The organism is Peribacillus sp. 05N428 (assembly GCF_056397085.1).
In genome coordinates, this window is the sequence record NZ_JBFTMS010000062.1 from 1 (window position 1) to 17868 (window position 17868).

A 17868-nucleotide genomic window follows, 5' to 3' on the forward strand; every position below is an offset into this window, starting at 1 on the left:
GCACATGGGGATCGATGCTTATGTAATCGGTGAAACTGTAACAGCAAATTTAGAAAAAGATGATTTGTTGATCATCGGTTCAGGTTCAGGTGAAACGAAAACCTTGGTTTCAATCGCTGAAAAAGCAAAAAGTTTAGGTGGGACGGTCGCAGCTGTAACGATTTCCCCTGACTCCACGATTGGAAAATTAGCTGATATTATCATTAAATTGCCTGGATCACCGAAAGATCAATCTGAAAGTGAATATAAGACCATACAACCAATGGGGTCACTTTTTGAGCAAACGATGTTATTATTTTATGATGCATTGATCTTGCGTTTTATGGAAAAAAAAGGCTTAGACTCTACTAAAATGTACGGCAAACATGCCAATCTCGAATAGAGTACACTTTAAAAAATATGGAAACATCGTAAAGACCGCATTTATTTCTTTTATGAATTGCGGTCTTTACTGCATATTACAAATAACACAGTCCATACAGGAAAGAAAAAATAGCCTCTGATTCAGTCCCTTCTATGGCCGGATCAGAGATCATTATTGGGTGGGGCACAGCCAAGAATTTAGCCATCACTCACAGTATGAGCCCTATTTGGGTTATCACCAATATTTCACTGGTAGGCCCCATGTCTATATAAGTTTTTTTATGGGAAAATAAAATCCTATTGGCGATGAAAAACGCTTCATAAGTGTAGTAAACAAAACTCTTCGTTTTATAAAACAAAGGAATGAGGTTGAATAAATGGTTCAATTCGGCGTAATCGGTACTAATTGGATTACAGAAAGATTACTTGAAGCAGCAAATGATGTAGAAGATTTTAAACTAACTGCTGTTTATTCTCGCACGATTAGTAGAGCAGAAGAATTTGCAAGTAAATATGGAGTAACAAAAATATTTACAAACCTAAAAGAAATGGCAGTTAGTCAAGAAATTGACGCGGTGTACATTGGCTACTCCCAATTCATATCACGCAGAACAAGCTATTTTATTTTTGCAAAATGGCAAACATGTGTTATGTGAAAAGCCACTGGCTGTTAATGCAACCGAAGTAGCGAGGATGATTCAAGCCGCAAAAGATCATAACGCCCTATTAATGGAAGCAATGAAATCAACCTTACTTCCAAACTTCAAGGTCATTCAAGATAATTTACATAAAATTGGTCCTATCCGTAGATACTTTGCAAGCTATTGTCAGTATTCATCTCGTTATGATAAATACAAAGAAGGAATTGTCCTTAATGCCTTCAATCCAGAGTTTGCGAACGGTTCATTAATGGACCTTGGTGTCTATTGTTTGTATCCACTTATTACATTATTTGGTGAACCAAAAGAAGTGAAGGCAACTGGCATTATGCTTGATTCGGGTGTGGATGGTGAAGGTAGCGTCATCTTAAAATATGATGATAAAGATGCGATTGTGATGTATTCCAAAATAACGAACTCTTATTTACCAAGCGAAATTCAAGGCGAAAAAGGAAGTATCATGATTGATAAGATTCATACGGCTGAAAAAGTAGAAATTCACTACACTGACGGCACGGTTGAACAATTAACAGTCGACCAATCTCATCCAGCTATGTATTACGAAGTGAAAGAATTTATTGAATTAATCAACCGAGGAAAAACAGAGTCTGATACTAACTCATATAAAAATTCATACACCACGATACAAGTGTTGGATAAAGTGAGAGATGAAATAGGTCTTGTATATCAAAGTGATCATAAGTGAAAAAACACAAAAACCCCTACAGCGACTTGTATTATTCTCTTGAGAAATTACGAATCTGGCCTGTTTGTCGAAGAATAAAAGAAATCGTTTTAGAACTTACCTAAACTATTTTGCATCCATTCTTTTTTATAAGAGCATTATAGCATTTTCTACCCGGCTAACAAATTTTAAAGGACTTTTGCTTATTATGCAAAGGTTCAATGCTCATTTTTTAAGATGTGTTTCTTCTTATTAATTTGTGATTTAGTTTAAGTATTCCTTAATAGGAGTAGCGACAATGACACTACCCCTATTAGGATCCTACCAACAACCGCACTTTTCTGACCCCACCCTACCCTACAGAGTAAAAAGGGTTGTAAATGTAAAAAAAATCCATGCTATGACCCTTTTTTACAAGTACCTCGGTCGTACCCCTAGTTTAGTAAAATAAGATAAATTTTCGTTTAGGTACGCTTTTAAATCGCTGAATGGGCTATCAGCAACAACTACTTCTACACAGTTTTCCTCAGCAGCAACCAGCAATGATGTTGCAGCGCCCATAGAAAAACCAAATAAGCCAATTCGAGATTCTGGTTTGTTCTGTTTCACCCAATCAATTGCTCCCTGCATATCAAACTTTTCATAAAGACCAAGAGTACACATTTTTCCTTCTGATTCGCCCCATGCTCTAAAATCAAACATCAGCACATTGTAGCCATCAGATACAAGTGTTTTTACTAATTTTAAAGCTTCTGCTCGAGGCTCTTCTCTGTTAGCTAAATATCCATGGCCAAAAATCAAAGTCATTTTTTCATTTTTTTCAGCAGGAATGTACCATCCTTTTAAAGTAATATCATTTCCACGACTTTTAAAACTAATATTTTCATAATTTAAACCATAATTTTTAGGATTATCAATGACGGGTCTATCCGGAGGATGTATCAACTTCCAGCCAACAAAAATCGATACTAACATTACTAAAATAAAAATAAACGCTATCACACTAATAAAATACAACATTGTTAAAATCTCCTATCAAATTTTTATAAAAATAGATCATTACAAAAGGTAAACCAACCACTTTCTCAAAAGTAACTTTCAGAAAAAGGGGTGTCTACATTCTAGGGGCTATATTTTATAGCCCCTTTTGCTTTTCTAGGGCCATAAAAGATGACACTACCCTACGTTTGTCTAATCTTGTATGATAAAGACGATTATTCAATATTCATATTCGAATTAAAATAGATCATTACAGATCTGAGCTGCTATAAGATTTAAATAAAAACGATATGAAATATTCATTTCACTAGAATTTTTTTTAATAATATCCTTTACATCCTTGCTGAAGGTTAAATATAGTAGTTCTTCCCCTTCAATACAATATGATTTAACTGTTAATTCTTTATTTAAAATATAGTGAGCAAACAGACTATTTATAGAAATAGCATTTTCATCGGAATATGTAGAAATTTTACTTTTAATCGTTTTATCAATCTTAATCTGAATGTAATCTTTTTCTGTGTTAAATTCTTTATCATCGTTTAGGTCATTTTTTGTTAAAAAATAATTGTAGTTTGTATAAAAGTAATCACAAATCAAATAACCAAAGAACACCCTTTTTGATAGGCCATGCCTATTTATTTGATTGATTTTATCACCAACCGATTCATTGATTGTTATGGTGGTTGCATAATTTAACTGAATTGACACTTTTAATTGTTCAATTTCATCTAAAGTATAAGAACGATTTAAGATATCCGTTAAGGCAATCGAAGTAATATTTCTTTTGCTAGTACCTATCTTTTTCGCTGATATTTCTATAAGATGATTAATTTCTTTATTCGTGAGGATATTAAATTTCAAAACATGCCCCCCATTTAAATTAACTATGTTATTTAGTTGGAACTTTTGCTATAATTATGATTAAATAAAATGGTATTAGATTTATTTATATGTAAAAGATAACATATTACTGTTTTGAATTTCAAACACAATGAAAAAATCCCTGATTCACAACTTGTTAAAAATTGTCACGAAGTTCTAAAATTTCTGCATAATTCTCCATAAAATTACTACTGTTCACTTGATTTTAATAGATTACTAAACCTATAATAGAAATATCAAATATGAACGGAAATAAAAAAGACTTTCAGCGCGTTTAGAATGTGCGACCAACACATCTAAACCGTTTACCCTAACACGACTAGGGAAACACTTGCCAAAAGCCTTTTAAATACTTTATTAATGTGTATCTTAATTTATCACATATCTTTATATTGATATGTCCCTATTTTAAATCATATTAAAAGTATTTTCAAGTCTTATACTTATTTTTTTAGGCACTGTTTCCTTGTTATTTTAAAAGGGAATAGTGTCTTTTTCCTTTCCGAAAAGGAGAAAAATAAAATGATGCTAACTGCGTACAATTTGGATGTACAAAGATACATTCAAGGTATAAGGCCTAATACTGAACAAAAGTATATGATACTTAATTCAATCGAGCAATCAGTAATTAAATCTGGCAAGAGTTTTAATAAACTATTCCCGAACAAACAATACTTAGTTTTGGAGAAAATTACATATCTATTGAGTGGCTGCGGTATTTGGAAAATTGGTGCCGATAAACTTGCTGAAGATATTGGTGTATCAATAACAACTGTTTATAACGCCGTAAAAGCAATAAAGAAAACTGGAAAAATTATTGTTGGTCGTTTAGCCGATCATAACGCTGGTAAGTACATATTTGTTTTAAAATCTCATCCCAATTTTAAAGAAATCTTGAATAAAGTCTTTTTCATTGATGAGTTGCCAGAAGAAAAGCTTAATGAAGATATAAAAGAAGATAATAATGCTTCTGAAGAACTTACTGTAGGTCATTTTGTAGGTCTTGAAGACGAACAATCCATTGGGAGAGTAAGTACAGAGGAAGAAAAACCGAGTTCTAACAATAATAACTTCCTTAGTTCTAAACAAGAAAAAAATAGTATTAAGGATTCCATAGAAAATGAATTATTAAACGCAGCTAAAGAACAAAAAGAGGACCAACATATATCACTATATTATACTAATGAATTCCAATTTGAATTATATCAAACAATTAAAAACCATACATATCATGAAAAACTAAAAGAACATGCTTCTGTACTTGGATTACGTATTGGAAGTAACGCAGATAAAAAATCTATAATCCTAGCAATTCAAGCAATATGGAAGATTGAAAAACATTTACGCAAGGGAGGAATAATTAAAAGATCTATTCCTGCGATGTTTTCCGATCTTTACTCTGACTTACTAAAATATCCACGTACACATAACAAAGCAAAATCAAAAGAAGCACCATCTTCCAGTTTTCCTTTTGTTAATTGGTTGGATATAGATTTAAGCAAATTATCTATAGAACAGCCAATTCAAGAATCAGTCTCAGCAATTATTGCTCCTGATTATGTATCATCATCTGAAGAATTGGATGCATTGGGTATATATTAACTATACCCTTTATTATCCATAGAAGCCGTTATTGCGCTGTGATAAAAAGTGGTTAATATTTAATCCCTATCTTTGATTAAAATCACTTAAAACCTAAATTTAACCTGTTAACTTAACTACATTAAAGCGTGAAAGAACCTTTCCTTAAGGAGACCGCAGGGTTAACCCTGCCATTTAGTCTTTAAGGTCAGCATTCACTTATCTTTGGATTCATTTTAATTGGTTAGAAATTTTAAGGGAGAATTACAATGACAAAGTAAAAATGACCCCTGAAAGCAACTGGAATATAGACTTAAATAGGGGGATGATCGATTGTTCAAATGGGTGAAAGAAAAAATTAGGGTTTTATATTTTTTATTTTTTGTTTTATTTTATTCGTTATATGCAATTTTCTTAAAATCAGATGAATGGTATTCATTTAAACCTTTAGTGATAGCGTTAGCGTTTACTGTGATTTTAATCATACTGTTATTTCATTTTTTGAGTAATGAGAAAGTTCACTCGTTATTATTGGACATTTTCTTTCAATTTAGTTGGTTAAACCCGATTTTTAATTGGACTATAAGTCATTTAATAATGGTGACGATCTTTAGTTTATATTCCCTTTCTCAAGCAGGCACATCATCATTATTTTTAATTGCTACTGTTTTGGTCCTAATCATTGTTCATATCATGATTAAATATTTACAAGATAAACAGGTAACTGCGAATAATCCATATGTTGTTTTATGGCTTGGGTTAATCAGTACATTCATTGGTTTTACTTTGTCGGGATATACACAGGAGGCATTTAAAGAAAAGGATGATAAGGAGAATTTAATTTCTACAATAGATTTAGCTTTAGCTCAGGAAGAAAATTTAGATGACGAGATCGACTCCAAATTGGAGGAGATTATAAAAAAGGTTCAAGAAAAAGATGAAATATTCCTAGAAGATATAAAAATTTCAAGATATAAAAATACTGCCCTTGAACAAATTATAAATAACGGAGCCTTTTATAATAGATTATCAACAGATGCGAGGAGTCTAATTAATTTTGACTCAACTGAAAGGCTTTTAAACCAAGAATTTTATCAAATTGAACTTGAAAAGGAATTTGAAAAGGTTAAAAATAAGCCAAGTAGCAAAGAGTTTCATGAGTTTGTGGAAGGTTATAGTATGTCTCTTAATTTTGCGAAGTTAGAAATTTTTACCATAACGACCCTTTTGGAATTAGAAAAAAAATCTTTATCTGGATCTTTAACTCAAAGTGAATACCAAAACGCTTATAATGAGAAGTTTGATGAATATGAAGATTATGTGGAAAATTTATCTAATATGAAGTATAAAGATTATTTGGAAACTGTAACTAAAGCAGAACATGGGGGGTACTTTATTTCCAATCCTGTTTTTCAAACTTCTGGTAGTAGACGCGTACCAACCCTTCAGGAAAGGTTTTTGGGTTTCGATACCTATTTGAAGTTCAAATTTCATATGAATGAGGTCCCTAATTAAGGAGAGAAACCCTGCCCAGCTGCAGTCAATGGTAAATGTCTGACTGACCGTAAAAAGGAATTTAAGGAATGCAAAGTCTCACCAAACAGGACCATCTTGGCACTTCAAACAAATTGCTCAATATACATAATGTTTTTGTATCCTTTATATATATTAAATAAATACACCCTTTATATATATTTTATATATAAAGGGTGTATTTATTATTTGAACTAGTTATTAAGGGTGTCTTTCTTGTGAATTACATATCTTTGGATTCGGTTTGCTTGTTAAAATGCAAGGGAGAATTACTATGACAAAGGTTCGTGTTTATTGTGAACGTTGGTATGTCATTTTTCTGAACATAAAAAACGCCCTTCCAGATTGGCGGGCGCGATATTCATTCTTCTTTTTCTATTTCGTCTATCCATTCGATAGTCTTATCCTGATATCTAAGACTACCTAAATCAAAAAAGTCTTTAACAGCTTGTTTTTCCCATTTGGTAACGACATCCGGATTCTGTGAGCTATCCAAGACTCCTTCAACCAAGGTAAAAAAACCATCTTGTATCCGGCTTAAATGCCAAATGTGATGATAATTTTTTCCGTATCCCTCTTTATCTAACTCCTTCGTGCAGTCAAAACACCATACTTGAAGTCCTCTTATTACATGCTGCCTCAAAAAATCATCACTATCTACCATGATATTGCCTTTCCAATCATGCAATTCATTATCGCAATGGACACAAACTGGTGAAGATGCCTTATGCATTTGTATATCCTCCTAATCTCCTAAAACTTTATTGATCCATAACCTTCATAGTATAGTATAGTATGGAATAAGTAAAATTTACCAGGAGGTATTTCATGATTTCAAGGAGATTATTGAGTGAAATTCTAACAACTTTTCTTGAACCGAAAACTCACGCGAAAATTACAGATTATGCAATAAAACACAGTTTGGAAAATATCGCTATAGGCAACAGCAAACAAGAACGGATTAATAATCTTACTCTTTACTTCTCTAAAAAGACGGATGATCCTAAAGCCGTTGACACAGCATTCGAATTAATAAAGGAACTAATAGACAAAGAGGTTAGTTTCCTTCATGAAAGACAGCTATATGACGAATACGACGATAAAAGTTTTGAAGATACATATCCGTTGATCTCTAGACTCCTGCAACAGGATGGTTTGTCGATTATAGATGATGAACTAAAATATCATGTACCTAAAATCGTTAATATACCTTCATCCCAAGAAGAAATTTTTGTGTTGCTCGATAAATACAAATTTTCAACTCCTTCAGGACATCTACGACAAGCGATGGATGGCCATGCAAATGGAAAATGGGCATCAGCTAATGGCCAACTGCGGACATATGTAGAAGGTTTGTTTGATGAAATGGCAGAACAAATCTACGGTGAAGCCAAGGTAAAAGGTATGAGCAGCCATGAAAGAAAAATAGAGTTGTCTAAAACCACTCCACCAATTTTTGATGTTTCTTTAAATGAATGGGATACTGCCAAGGGTAAAGGCTTTATTAATGGTTTCTGGAAAAGATTATGCCCAGAAGGTCCCCACCCTGGTCTATCAGATCTTGAAGATGCAACATTTAGGTTACACTTAGTCTTGCTTGTAACAGCTAATATACTAAAACGTTTTGATGGGTATATGAAAAACAAGACATCTTAAATATATTAAATAAATACACCATTTATATATTATTTATATATAAATGGTGTATTTTTAATTTTGTTTTAATTTAAGTGTTTAATCTTTGTGAAAAAAATTTATTATTTATATAATAATTATATAATATATGTATAAAATTAAATGATGACTGGATGCTATTTCGAATATGAATTTTTAAGTAATAAATTATATATAAAATTTATATAAATATTATATATAATTGGTTGATTAATTTAATTACTTAGGATATAATATAATTAAGGATAAAGAAAAGGGAGCTGTTGCAAATGACTAAATTAATTTTGGCTAACGATATCGGAAATGATAAGATGAAAATTCTTGAACCTGGTATGAAAGAAGTTATTAAAATTCCTAGTGCTTATAAAAAAATCACAAGAAAACCACAAGTACATGAAAATGATATTAAAAAGAATGTAATTAATTTACTGGATCAACTGCTCGTACATATTACAAGTAAATCAATTCGTCGTGAAGGACTATACCTGATTGGTGAAAGAGCTATTCAAACTACAGAAGGAGTATCCAATATGGATATTTCAGTTCATGAAAAGCATAGTAATGATTTGCCGTTAATTAATACTTTAGGATACGCAGCTGCAAGGGCCGTTCAAAAGGAATATGAAAAGTCTGGTACATTGCCAAAAACTTTATCTGTAGAAGTCTTAATGAGTAGTGCAATACCAGCTAGTCAGCATAACGTTAATACAGCCAAGCAATTAGAAAATAGATTTATGGATGCTGAACATGTTGTTATCGTGTATGTTGGCCAGGAAAGCGTTACAGTGGAATTAAACTTCAAACAAGTGAAAGTAACTAAAGAAGGGATTCCGGCTCTATATGCTATTTTTGAAGGCTCAGAAGACATGTTTGAAGAGTTCTTAAAAGAATATAATTTGAAGTCAATTGATGGCTCATTTTTCACTGATGCTAAACTAATGCATGTTGATATTGGAAGTGGAACAACAGAATATATTTATTCAGTGGGTGTAAATCCTAAGCCGGACCAATGCACAGGTGAAAGAAGAGGAGTAGGTCATGCGGTTGAAGAAGCTATAAATCTAATGAAGGATGAAAGGAAAGGTCTTCATATTAATCGTCAGCAATTTGCTAAATACATTGAAAGACCAGACGAGTATCCTAAGGATCATAAACTTGCTGTTGAGTGTCTAAAAGAATCTCGTATCAACCAAGTTGATTTTATTTTAGATGATGTAGAAAACAAGTACACAACTACTTTATCAAGTGAGCCTGAATATATAGTTTGTTATGGTGGTGGATCTATAGAATTCAAACCTGATATGTATAAGTTCTTGAAAGAATTTGCTGATACAGTAGATGCAAAAGTACTATGGATTCCAGAAAAATATGCTGTAAATATGAATGTTAGAGGACTAGATATTTTAAATAAAAATATGTTCTTTGAAGAAGAATACGTAGAAGTAGAAGAAATGGTTTTAGTAAATGACTAAGGAAAAGAAAGCAAGAACGCAATATAATTGGAAGTTCAAAGAGAACGAATCCAAGGAATTTTATGATTGGTTTAATAAACAAGATAATATATCTAGTTCTTTGAGAAGTATTTTGTATCATATAATTGATGTATATGGCAGCAACGACTTCCTGGACCCGGCAGTTCAAAAGCAAGTATTTAAAGATACTTTTATATTAGATTCATTAAAGAATAAAGACGTACTAAGTGTAAATCATGAAGAGGTCGGAAATTTACCATATATAAAAGATAAGCCTAATGAGAAAATGCCGGAAAATATAGTAAACAGCCAGGAAAATGAAACTGTAGGTAGTAATAAGGAATCAAAAGAAGATGTTCAAGTGAAAACAAAATCACATCAAAAAGAAAAATCTAGTGTTTTTAATAAAGTTAATAAAGACCTATTTTAAACTAAAAAGGAGGATAACTAATTAACTTAGTTATCCTTTTTTTAATTCAAATTTATGCAAATATTGCTCTGAACGGACCTCAGCTATAAAAGAATTACTTAAGGGGAGTTCATTTAATTGTTTATGAATATAGGGAGGTAGAAAGACCATAATTCTTTCTTTTTCTTCACTTTCAATTACGATATTTTTAGGAAGAGAATTAAATGGTAATTTACCTAAGTCTGTATCAGTCAAGATATCAAAAAGTAACATACCAGCATTTAACTGATAGTCCTGACATAGTTCAGTTATTTTACCTTTTAGATCCTTGTTTAGATAAAGACCTATTTGGGATGGTTTTTTAAATTCTTTAAACTGTTCATTCACTTTTTTTTTTCTCAAAAATGAGACTTTATCGAAGTAAAAGGCCAGAAGAAGACCAATAAATTCATTGTCATGATATTCAACATTTTTTATTGTTTGAACTTTACTTTTTATTTCAGTGATACGATCATAATAATCAATCAAAATGTGCAGCGTATAATTGCTTTTTTTTAAATCAAAAGTATTTAAAGAAATGTAATCTGCTATTACTTCTGGTGTAGCTTTATCAGGATATTTAATAAATAATTCATAAAAAGCATAATTAATAATCTTGGCTTTACTTGTTTTTAGGTTGTCTGAAAATTTTTCAAGGTTTCTTTTCACTCTTATAGTGGCTTTATAAGAAATTATGCGAGTCGATGAACTCATATTCCTCCTCCAATTTTTCCTTATTTATATTTATGTTTGTATTGTATACTAATAATATACATCATGATTAATTTAAAATAAAGTTATGGAGGGATTTTTATATCTAGATCAGTTGGAAAAGACGTTGAACATGCTGTTAATTCTGTAGTTGAAGCAATGGTTAAGAAGTTGTTTGAAGTCCATGATAGGCTAAAACAGAAGGAATCTGAATTTAGTCAAATACATGACTCCATAGTAAATGAAATGGAAAAAAACATTCTAAAACAATATGAAAATCAACGATTTTCTATTGAAGGAGAAACAGGTGTTTTTGATATTAAAGGCTTGCAAAATGAAAAAGTTGTTTTTATGAACGATGAAAAGTCTGTACATGTTCCTTTGGACAAATTGGATTCAATTGTTAAACCAATTGACCAAGATAAATTAATATCTGAAGATCTTAATGTAAGTGGAGAAATTGATAATAATCGTAAAGAAAATGTAAATAAATATATAGAAGAATTTAAAGGGAAGTCTAATGATGAAATCAATGAAAAGATTCAAGATTTTGGAGAAGAGTGTAGCCAGTTTCATCAAAGTATCTCATACTCAGATGACCCAAAAATGAGAGCTAAAGAGTATAAAGAACATGACAATATGTTAGATGAATTAGAGGACATGAAAGAAGCACAAAAAATATTAGGGAATTCTAGAAATATAGATTTAAAAAATGATATTGAATTGGATAAACCAGATTCTCTTGTTACGTCAGAAGAAGGAAATGATAAAGCGAAACGTATCTGGAATATAGATGGTGAAGGTATTGGCCAGGAATTGAAAATTGAAGCAAAAAAAGAAAATGAAATTAATGATAATGAGAAACGTGTTTGGGATATAAATGGAGAGGGAATTGGTGAAAAAGTAAAAATTGAAACAGCTGCAGGAGATCTTTCACAAAAAGGAAATGAATTTAATAAAGCGAACGAAATAAACAATGAAGCAAGTAAAAAGTTAGAAAAAAATATAGATAGTTCGATTCCAGATTTAAAATCACCATTTTTATTACCATCCCAAATTAGAGGGCAAATGGAAGTTCTAAATCATCTTAAAAGTTTAAGTGATAAAGAAATACTAAATAACTTTAAGATCGCACAAAAAGAAGCTAGAAGTTTAGATAAACCAGTTGCTGAAGTTTATAAAGAAAACTTACAACAAAAAGTTAATGAAAGAATCCAGTTTTCAAAAGAAAAAATTTTAAATACGGCCATAAATACTTTTGAGAAAAATCAAGAATCCCGAAGAGATTTAAGGGAAATAGAAAAAGAAATCAATAAAAATATGGGAATTTTATACCAAGCAAAATTAGAACAAAAAATATCTCCACAAGAGTACAATCAATTTAAAGAAAATCTAGATCAACAGAAAAGTAAAATTGATGAAAAACTATCTAAATTAGATACTATTGATCATAAAATTAATGAACAGTTGAAAGTTGATTTGAAACAACAATTTCCTGAAATGAAAACAGATAAGTTAACACTAAATGAATCTATTGGAGTTGCACAAGCAGCTTACGCAATGACCAATGAAAATACTATTGAAAATTTAAAGAATTTTTCTTTAGCTAATGAATTAAATGGAGTAATTAACTCAATTGAAAAAACAACAAAAGAAGTTGAAATTGAGATTGAAGAAACAATTGAATTATCATTTTCTAGATAAAAAAGAAGCTCACTCTTTAGGGTGAGCTTCTTTCTTTTTCTGTTTTTTTATTTTCAACTGGTTCATGATGTAGGGTTTATTTTTCTTTAGTATATCTGAAAGAACGTCTAATAAAACTTCAGACTCTTCAGGCTCTAAATGACCAGAAAAACTTTCTCCCAAATGTTCCTCAATATACTTTTCAAATAAAGCACCTTTTTGTACTAAACGATGTGTACGTTCTCTTCTAAGTGGATTATTTTTTCTGAAATCAATTTGAGTATTTTTTCTCAATTGAACAGCTTTTACATGATCCTCGATAACTTGGGATTTCTTTTTTTGTTTTTCAATACTATCCACTAACTTTTGATACTCTGTAAATTTATCATTAGCCATAAATTTACCTCACATTTATGATGATTGGGAAACTAAATTTTCTTCTTTAGTGTCATCAGTTTTAGGGTTATTATCTAGGGTTTTTATTAATGTTTCTACATCACTTTTTAATGAGTCAATGATTAATCTTGCTGTTTCACTGTCTTCAATTCCCCATTCTTCTCTAAAAATCTTTCCTAACTCTTCATCACGTTTTTTTTCTTGTTCTTTTAATTGTTGTTCTAATTTTTTCATTTGATCTTGAAGGTCTTTAATTCGATCTGCAGGGTTTTTACGTGCCATAATAAACCTCCTAAATTGGATAATTTTCTCCAGTATACCATTGAAATCCACGTTTGGAAAGTGATATAATATCAATGTGATTAAAAACATTGCGCAATTATACATAGCTGTCGCTATGTGATTCCGAAGAACGAAAATTTCATTTTCATTCTTGATTTTACTAATCAAAGCTTCGCTCTGATTAGTAAAAGTTGTTTTACCCGCAGGGGCTATATAAATAAAAAGGGAGGTGTAAGGATAATGACAGCATCTAGTCTACATTTTAGTGTCAACATCATTTCAAGAAAGCAAGGAAGATCTACAGTAGCTTGTGCAGCATATAGAAGTGATGAAAAATTGTATGATGACCGAAATCAAAGGACTTTTGTATTTAAAAAACATGAACAAAAACCTGAATCATTTATCCTTTCACCTTCTCATGCGCCAGAATGGGTAAACGATAGAGAAAAACTTTGGAATGAAGTTGAAAAAACAGAGAAACGTTGGACTTCCCAACTATCAAGAGAAGTATTAATAGCCATTCCTAACGATCTAAATAATGAACAACAAAGAGAACTAGTTGAATCATATGTAAATTCACAGTTTGTTGAAAAAGGAATGGTTGCTGATGTAAATATTCACCGAGATAAAGACCACAATCCCCATGCTCATATCATGTTAACAATGCGTCCGTTTAATGAAGATGGTACTTGGGGTGAGAAGCGTCCTTTCACTGGTGAGTTAGACGAAAAAGGTAAAAAGATTTACATGAACAATCCATGGGATCATAAAGAAAACGTGCAGATCTGGAGAGATAGTTATCAAGATTTAGTAAATAAAACTTATGAAAAATTAAAAATGGAAAGACGGTTTGATTTACGTTCATATGAACGACAAGGGAAAGATGTTTTGGGAACAGTTCATTTAGGCCATAATGCAGCTGCTCTTGAAACAAAAGCAAAAGAAGAAGCAATGAAAAATGGTGTTGAATATAAACCTGTTACAAGAGAAGGAAAACTAAATCACGATATTAAAAATGCCAATCGTGAATTAGAGTTTTATCAAAAAGAACTAACGAAATCTAATTCAACATTAATCCAGTTAGAACAAAAGAAAAAAGAGATGGAAATGGATATCCGTAGATCCCTAGAGAAAAGTGGTTTATGGAAAGATATTAGTCCGTTAGAAAAAACATCAATCATGTTTGTTCGTAATCGCATGAAGGAAGAAGTTACATTATCAGTGGCATTGAAATGCCAAAGCCAATTTAAAAATTGGGAAAGTTCATTAAGCAATAAAGCGAAAGAGTTAAAAGAAGAAATGGCTGCTATAAAACAATCTAAAGTCGTGTATCAGGATTACGTATCAGCACCAAACAATACGATAGCTAAAGATAGGTCTAGAATCCAATTGGAACGATTAGGATTTACAGCTGAAAACTATAAAGAGGAATCTAATAATAGGGCTGTTAAACTTAAACAAAATGTTAATAGTTTTAATGCAGAAAAAGAAAAATTTGTTGAGAACAAAGACAAAGTTAATAATACGGTCAAGGTACTTGAAGGTATAACTATTAGTCAGGCTAAAATTCTATATAACGGTAATGAAGAATTAAATAAATTACCTGTTAGCGAAGTTGATAAATTAGTTCAAGAATATAGGCATACCGGTAAAGTGATTCCTTTAGAGCAGGCGCGTGATTATCTCGATAAAATTGATAATCCTAAACCTCTAAAAGAAATGAGCTTGTTGGATCAATATGACAAGTTTAAGAAAGATAATCAATTTGTTGTGAACTGGAAACGGAGTTTAGACAAAAAAGAAATTGAAGTAGAAAAAATTCGAGTATCTGATCCTGTTAAGTATGAAAAGGAAAAAGAAGATATTTCTCAACAACGTCTTGCTTTAGCAGATAGATTGAAACATGTTAAAACGTCGTTAAATATTTTGGATAAATCAATGATTTCCAAAGTGAAAGAGCAGTATCCAAACGAGGTTAGACTACAAGGGATTGATGGAAAAACAGCAGCCAAAATTTTGAAAGCAAACGAACAAGAAAAACGAATTGTCCCTATTGATGAATACATGAAGTACATGGATAAGGATAAGAAAATAAACCCACAAATACGAGAAGGAAATTCTAGTTCAAGTGGTACTAACAACAAAGATAATCCTATTAGTAAGGATATGAATGAAACTTACGATAAAAACCGAAATCAGGCTGACTTGATGAGAAACGTTGCAAACAGCATTCAAAATATTATGGATGATTCTGATAAGGGTAGAAAGACAAACATTGAACGTGCTTTAGATGAAAATAAAACTAAGAGAAGGAACAATGGCATGAGTAGATAAGGAGGAGATGTATTGAAGCAGGGACTAGATAAAGGAACCTTATTCATGGCTATATTAATATCATTTGTAGCTGTAATATTGGCTGATATGTTTCTTTTAAGTTTTGTAGTTCACTTTCCTACAAATAAAGATTTTAATGAAGTTACACAAGCTTTAAAAGAGCCTTTTGAATTGTATGCTATCTCAAAAAACACTGAATTATTTTTACCGTTACAATTAATATCAATAGCAGCAGTGATTTTCCTTTCTTTTAAATTATATAAATTAATTTTAGGTGAAGGGAAATATAAGGATGCCTCTAATTATGGTTCAGAAGGAACAGCACGTTTTGCTAAGCCAGTAGAAGTTTTTAATGATAAAGATTTTGTTAAAAAAACATTTAATAAATCCCCTCTGAAAAATTTGGAAAATCCAGAGGGTTTAATTTTTGGATTGTTGGATGATAAGCCTGTTATTCTACCTGGAAATACTGAAATTCCAAATAGGAATATCGCTATTGTAGGTTCACCTGGTTCTGGTAAAACCCAATCCTATCTTTTAACTAATTTACTTGCTGAACGGAATCGTTCAATGGTTATCACAGATCCTAAGGGAGAAATTTATGAAGCAAGTGCAAAATTTAAAAAAGAGCAACATGGATATGAAATAAGATTAGTTAACTTTAAAGAAATGTTGATATCGGACCGATACAATCCTATTGACTATATTACAAAGGAAGTAGAAGCAGAAGAAGTTGCGAATACAATCGTTTTAAATTCGATGAATGGACAAAAACCTGATTTTTGGACCAAAGCAGAAATCGCACTTTTAAAAACATTACTGCTTTATGTAAAGTATGAATGTCCGACTGAAGCAAATCTTGCAAATGTTAAGCGAATACTTACAACACATGGATCTACACCAGAAAAAATGGATACGTTCTTTAAGAGACTAGAACCAGATCATCCAGCATTTTCAGCGTATCAAATTGTTGCTATGGCTAATGATAAAGTTCGTGATAGTATATTTGTTTCCTTAGCCATTACTTTATCTAAATTTGATGCAAGTGATGTTAGAAAATTCACAGAAACAAGTGATTTTCAGTTAGATGATATTGGAAAGAGAAAAATGATTGTTTATGTAATTTTGCCTGTTGCTGATAGTACGTGGGAGCCTTTAATTGCTAACTTTTTCACTCAAATGTTCCAGCGTTTATATGATGTAGCAGATAGAAACTTTAATAAATTGCCTGTGCCAGTAAACTTATTTTTAGATGAATTTCCAAACCTAGGAACAATACCTGGATATGAAGAAAGGTTAGCAACTTGTCGTAGTTATGGAATATCTTGTAGTACTATCATCCAATCAATTGGACAGTTAATTGATAAATACAATAAAGAAAAAGCTGAAGCTATTATAGGTAACTGCAGTCTAAGGTATCTGCTAGGTGTGAGTGATAAGTTAACAGCTGAATATTTTTCGGATTTAATTGGTAAAACAACTATTGGTAAACACTCCAAATCGGTATCTAAAAATGACAAAGGTGGTTCTGATTCTAAATCAGATTCGTACAGTGGGCGAAATTTAGTTATGGCTGATGAATTAACAAGGACACCTAGGGATGAGGCTATATTGTTAGTTTCAGGGGGCCATTCAATTAAGTTGAAAAAAGCTTTTCAGTTTAAATTCTTTAAAGACATTTTAAATGATAAAAATAAATCTAGTCGTTTTGATTATTTGGAATTAGCAGCCGCAGATGCGTCACAAGATACAGTGCCAGAAAATGTTGAGCAAGATAACATAAAAGAGGAATTAGTTTTAGAAGGAAGAACTAAAGAGAAATTTACTTTAGAAGATTTTGTTGAAGAAGAAGAATTTATAGAAAAAACAGATTTTAATAATAAAAATAAATTTATAGATAAAGAAAAGGATGGAAACGTAAAAGAAGCAATTTTAGCCAATATGTTTTCTGCTAATCAAATGCTTGCTAATTATGAAGATAAGAACAGTGTTCTAGAGGAAGAAGAAAAGAGTCTTGATTTAGAACCTGAACTAGAAGATGACCTGAACTTGGACCTTCCATTAGAACCTGAACTAGAAGATGACCTGAACTTGGACCTTCCATTAGAACCTGAACTAGAAGATGACCTGAACTTGGACCTTCCATTAGAACCTGAACTAGAA

At 31.4% G+C, this 17868-nt stretch carries 15 protein-coding genes and 1 pseudogene; 10 read left to right on the forward strand and 6 right to left on the reverse strand.

Features of this window, described 5'->3' with window-relative positions:
- Positions 1–382 (forward strand): 6-phospho-3-hexuloisomerase (hxlB, locus tag AC1DIV_RS27845; RefSeq protein ID WP_477577859.1); only part of this gene is annotated, 382 nt, incomplete at its 5' end.
- A 358-nt stretch (positions 383–740) separates the two neighbouring features.
- A pseudogene (locus AC1DIV_RS27850) lies at positions 741–1728 on the forward strand (Gfo/Idh/MocA family protein).
- A 390-nt stretch (positions 1729–2118) separates the two neighbouring features.
- Here the strand turns inward: AC1DIV_RS27850 and AC1DIV_RS27855 are convergent.
- Together AC1DIV_RS27855 and AC1DIV_RS27860 are read right to left on the reverse strand one after the other, a co-directional pair.
- Positions 2119–2727, reverse strand: coding sequence for an alpha/beta hydrolase (locus AC1DIV_RS27855; RefSeq protein WP_105718969.1), 609 nt, complete (start codon positions 2725–2727; stop codon positions 2119–2121).
- A 216-nt stretch (positions 2728–2943) separates the two neighbouring features.
- Positions 2944–3570: a hypothetical protein gene (locus AC1DIV_RS27860; protein WP_105718968.1), complete on the reverse strand. Its 627-nt coding sequence runs from the start codon at positions 3568–3570 to the stop codon at positions 2944–2946.
- Between the two features lie 543 nt (positions 3571–4113).
- Between AC1DIV_RS27860 and AC1DIV_RS27865 the strand changes: the two genes are divergently transcribed.
- Together AC1DIV_RS27865 and AC1DIV_RS27870 are read left to right on the forward strand one after the other, a co-directional pair.
- On the forward strand, positions 4114–5193 hold the full coding sequence (locus tag AC1DIV_RS27865) for a helix-turn-helix domain-containing protein (RefSeq protein WP_105718967.1): 1080 nt from the start codon (positions 4114–4116) through the stop codon (positions 5191–5193).
- Between the two features lie 312 nt (positions 5194–5505).
- Positions 5506–6687: a hypothetical protein gene (locus AC1DIV_RS27870; protein ID WP_105718966.1), complete on the forward strand. Its 1182-nt coding sequence runs from the start codon at positions 5506–5508 to the stop codon at positions 6685–6687.
- A 379-nt stretch (positions 6688–7066) separates the two neighbouring features.
- Here AC1DIV_RS27870 and AC1DIV_RS27875 read toward each other — a convergent pair whose 3' ends face one another.
- Positions 7067–7438 carry a hypothetical protein gene (locus AC1DIV_RS27875; protein WP_105718965.1) on the reverse strand — a complete coding sequence of 124 codons (372 nt, stop codon included), beginning with the start codon at positions 7436–7438 and terminating at the stop codon, positions 7067–7069.
- Positions 7439–7533: 95 nt separating this feature from the next.
- Here AC1DIV_RS27875 and AC1DIV_RS27880 point away from each other — a divergent pair, with 95 nt between their 5' ends.
- The 3 genes from AC1DIV_RS27880 to AC1DIV_RS27890 all read left to right on the forward strand — a co-directional run bounded on the left by AC1DIV_RS27880 (position 7534) and on the right by AC1DIV_RS27890 (position 10281).
- Positions 7534–8361, forward strand: coding sequence for a hypothetical protein (locus AC1DIV_RS27880; protein ID WP_105718964.1), 828 nt, complete (start codon positions 7534–7536; stop codon positions 8359–8361).
- A gap of 287 nt (positions 8362–8648) precedes the next feature.
- Positions 8649–9851 (forward strand): ParM/StbA family protein, encoded by a 1203-nt coding sequence (locus AC1DIV_RS27885; RefSeq protein WP_105718963.1) that lies wholly within the window; start codon positions 8649–8651, stop codon positions 9849–9851.
- On the forward strand, positions 9844–10281 hold the full coding sequence (locus AC1DIV_RS27890; RefSeq protein ID WP_105718962.1) for a hypothetical protein: 438 nt from the start codon (positions 9844–9846) through the stop codon (positions 10279–10281). Before AC1DIV_RS27885 ends, AC1DIV_RS27890 begins: the two co-directional genes overlap by 8 nt.
- 30 nt (positions 10282–10311) lie before the next feature.
- Here the strand turns inward: AC1DIV_RS27890 and AC1DIV_RS27895 are convergent, their stop codons facing one another.
- Positions 10312–11013 (reverse strand): hypothetical protein, encoded by a 702-nt coding sequence (locus AC1DIV_RS27895; RefSeq protein WP_105718961.1) that lies wholly within the window; start codon positions 11011–11013, stop codon positions 10312–10314.
- 156 nt (positions 11014–11169) lie between these two features.
- Here AC1DIV_RS27895 and AC1DIV_RS27900 point away from each other — a divergent pair, with 156 nt between their 5' ends.
- Complete coding sequence (locus AC1DIV_RS27900) at positions 11170–12714, forward strand: hypothetical protein (protein ID WP_105718960.1); 1545 nt, start codon at positions 11170–11172, stop codon at positions 12712–12714.
- 9 nt (positions 12715–12723) lie between these two features.
- Here the strand turns inward: AC1DIV_RS27900 and AC1DIV_RS27905 are convergent, their stop codons facing one another.
- A complete protein-coding gene (locus tag AC1DIV_RS27905; RefSeq protein WP_105718959.1) occupies positions 12724–13089 on the reverse strand; it encodes a hypothetical protein in 366 nt (121 codons plus the stop codon).
- A 15-nt stretch (positions 13090–13104) separates the two neighbouring features.
- Complete coding sequence (locus AC1DIV_RS27910; protein ID WP_105718958.1) at positions 13105–13371, reverse strand: hypothetical protein; 267 nt, start codon at positions 13369–13371, stop codon at positions 13105–13107.
- Positions 13372–13611: 240 nt separating this feature from the next.
- On the opposite strand from AC1DIV_RS27910, the gene mobQ reads away from it, so the two are divergent.
- Complete coding sequence (gene mobQ, locus AC1DIV_RS27915) at positions 13612–15705, forward strand: MobQ family relaxase (RefSeq protein ID WP_237332151.1); 2094 nt, start codon at positions 13612–13614, stop codon at positions 15703–15705.
- A 12-nt stretch (positions 15706–15717) separates the two neighbouring features.
- Positions 15718–17868 (forward strand): VirD4-like conjugal transfer protein, CD1115 family (locus AC1DIV_RS27920; protein ID WP_477577860.1); only part of this gene is annotated, 2151 nt, incomplete at its 3' end.

Excerpts from the sequence above, each read along its gene's own strand:
- AC1DIV_RS27905 (WP_105718959.1), bottom strand. The coding sequence starts at position 13,089 with ATGGCTAATGATAAATTTACAGAGTATCAAAAGTTAGTGGATAGTATT.
- AC1DIV_RS27855 (WP_105718969.1), bottom strand. The coding sequence starts at position 2,727 with ATGTTGTATTTTATTAGTGTGATAGCGTTTATTTTTATTTTAGTAATG.
- AC1DIV_RS27885 (WP_105718963.1), top strand. The coding sequence starts at position 8,649 with ATGACTAAATTAATTTTGGCTAACGATATCGGAAATGATAAGATGAAA.
- AC1DIV_RS27880 (WP_105718964.1), top strand. The coding sequence starts at position 7,534 with ATGATTTCAAGGAGATTATTGAGTGAAATTCTAACAACTTTTCTTGAA.
- AC1DIV_RS27895 (WP_105718961.1), bottom strand. The coding sequence starts at position 11,013 with ATGAGTTCATCGACTCGCATAATTTCTTATAAAGCCACTATAAGAGTG.
- AC1DIV_RS27875 (WP_105718965.1), bottom strand. The coding sequence starts at position 7,438 with ATGCATAAGGCATCTTCACCAGTTTGTGTCCATTGCGATAATGAATTG.
- AC1DIV_RS27910 (WP_105718958.1), bottom strand. The coding sequence starts at position 13,371 with ATGGCACGTAAAAACCCTGCAGATCGAATTAAAGACCTTCAAGATCAA.
- AC1DIV_RS27900 (WP_105718960.1), top strand. The coding sequence starts at position 11,170 with ATGGTTAAGAAGTTGTTTGAAGTCCATGATAGGCTAAAACAGAAGGAA.
- mobQ (WP_237332151.1), top strand. The coding sequence starts at position 13,612 with ATGACAGCATCTAGTCTACATTTTAGTGTCAACATCATTTCAAGAAAG.
- AC1DIV_RS27865 (WP_105718967.1), top strand. The coding sequence starts at position 4,114 with ATGATGCTAACTGCGTACAATTTGGATGTACAAAGATACATTCAAGGT.
- AC1DIV_RS27890 (WP_105718962.1), top strand. The coding sequence starts at position 9,844 with ATGACTAAGGAAAAGAAAGCAAGAACGCAATATAATTGGAAGTTCAAA.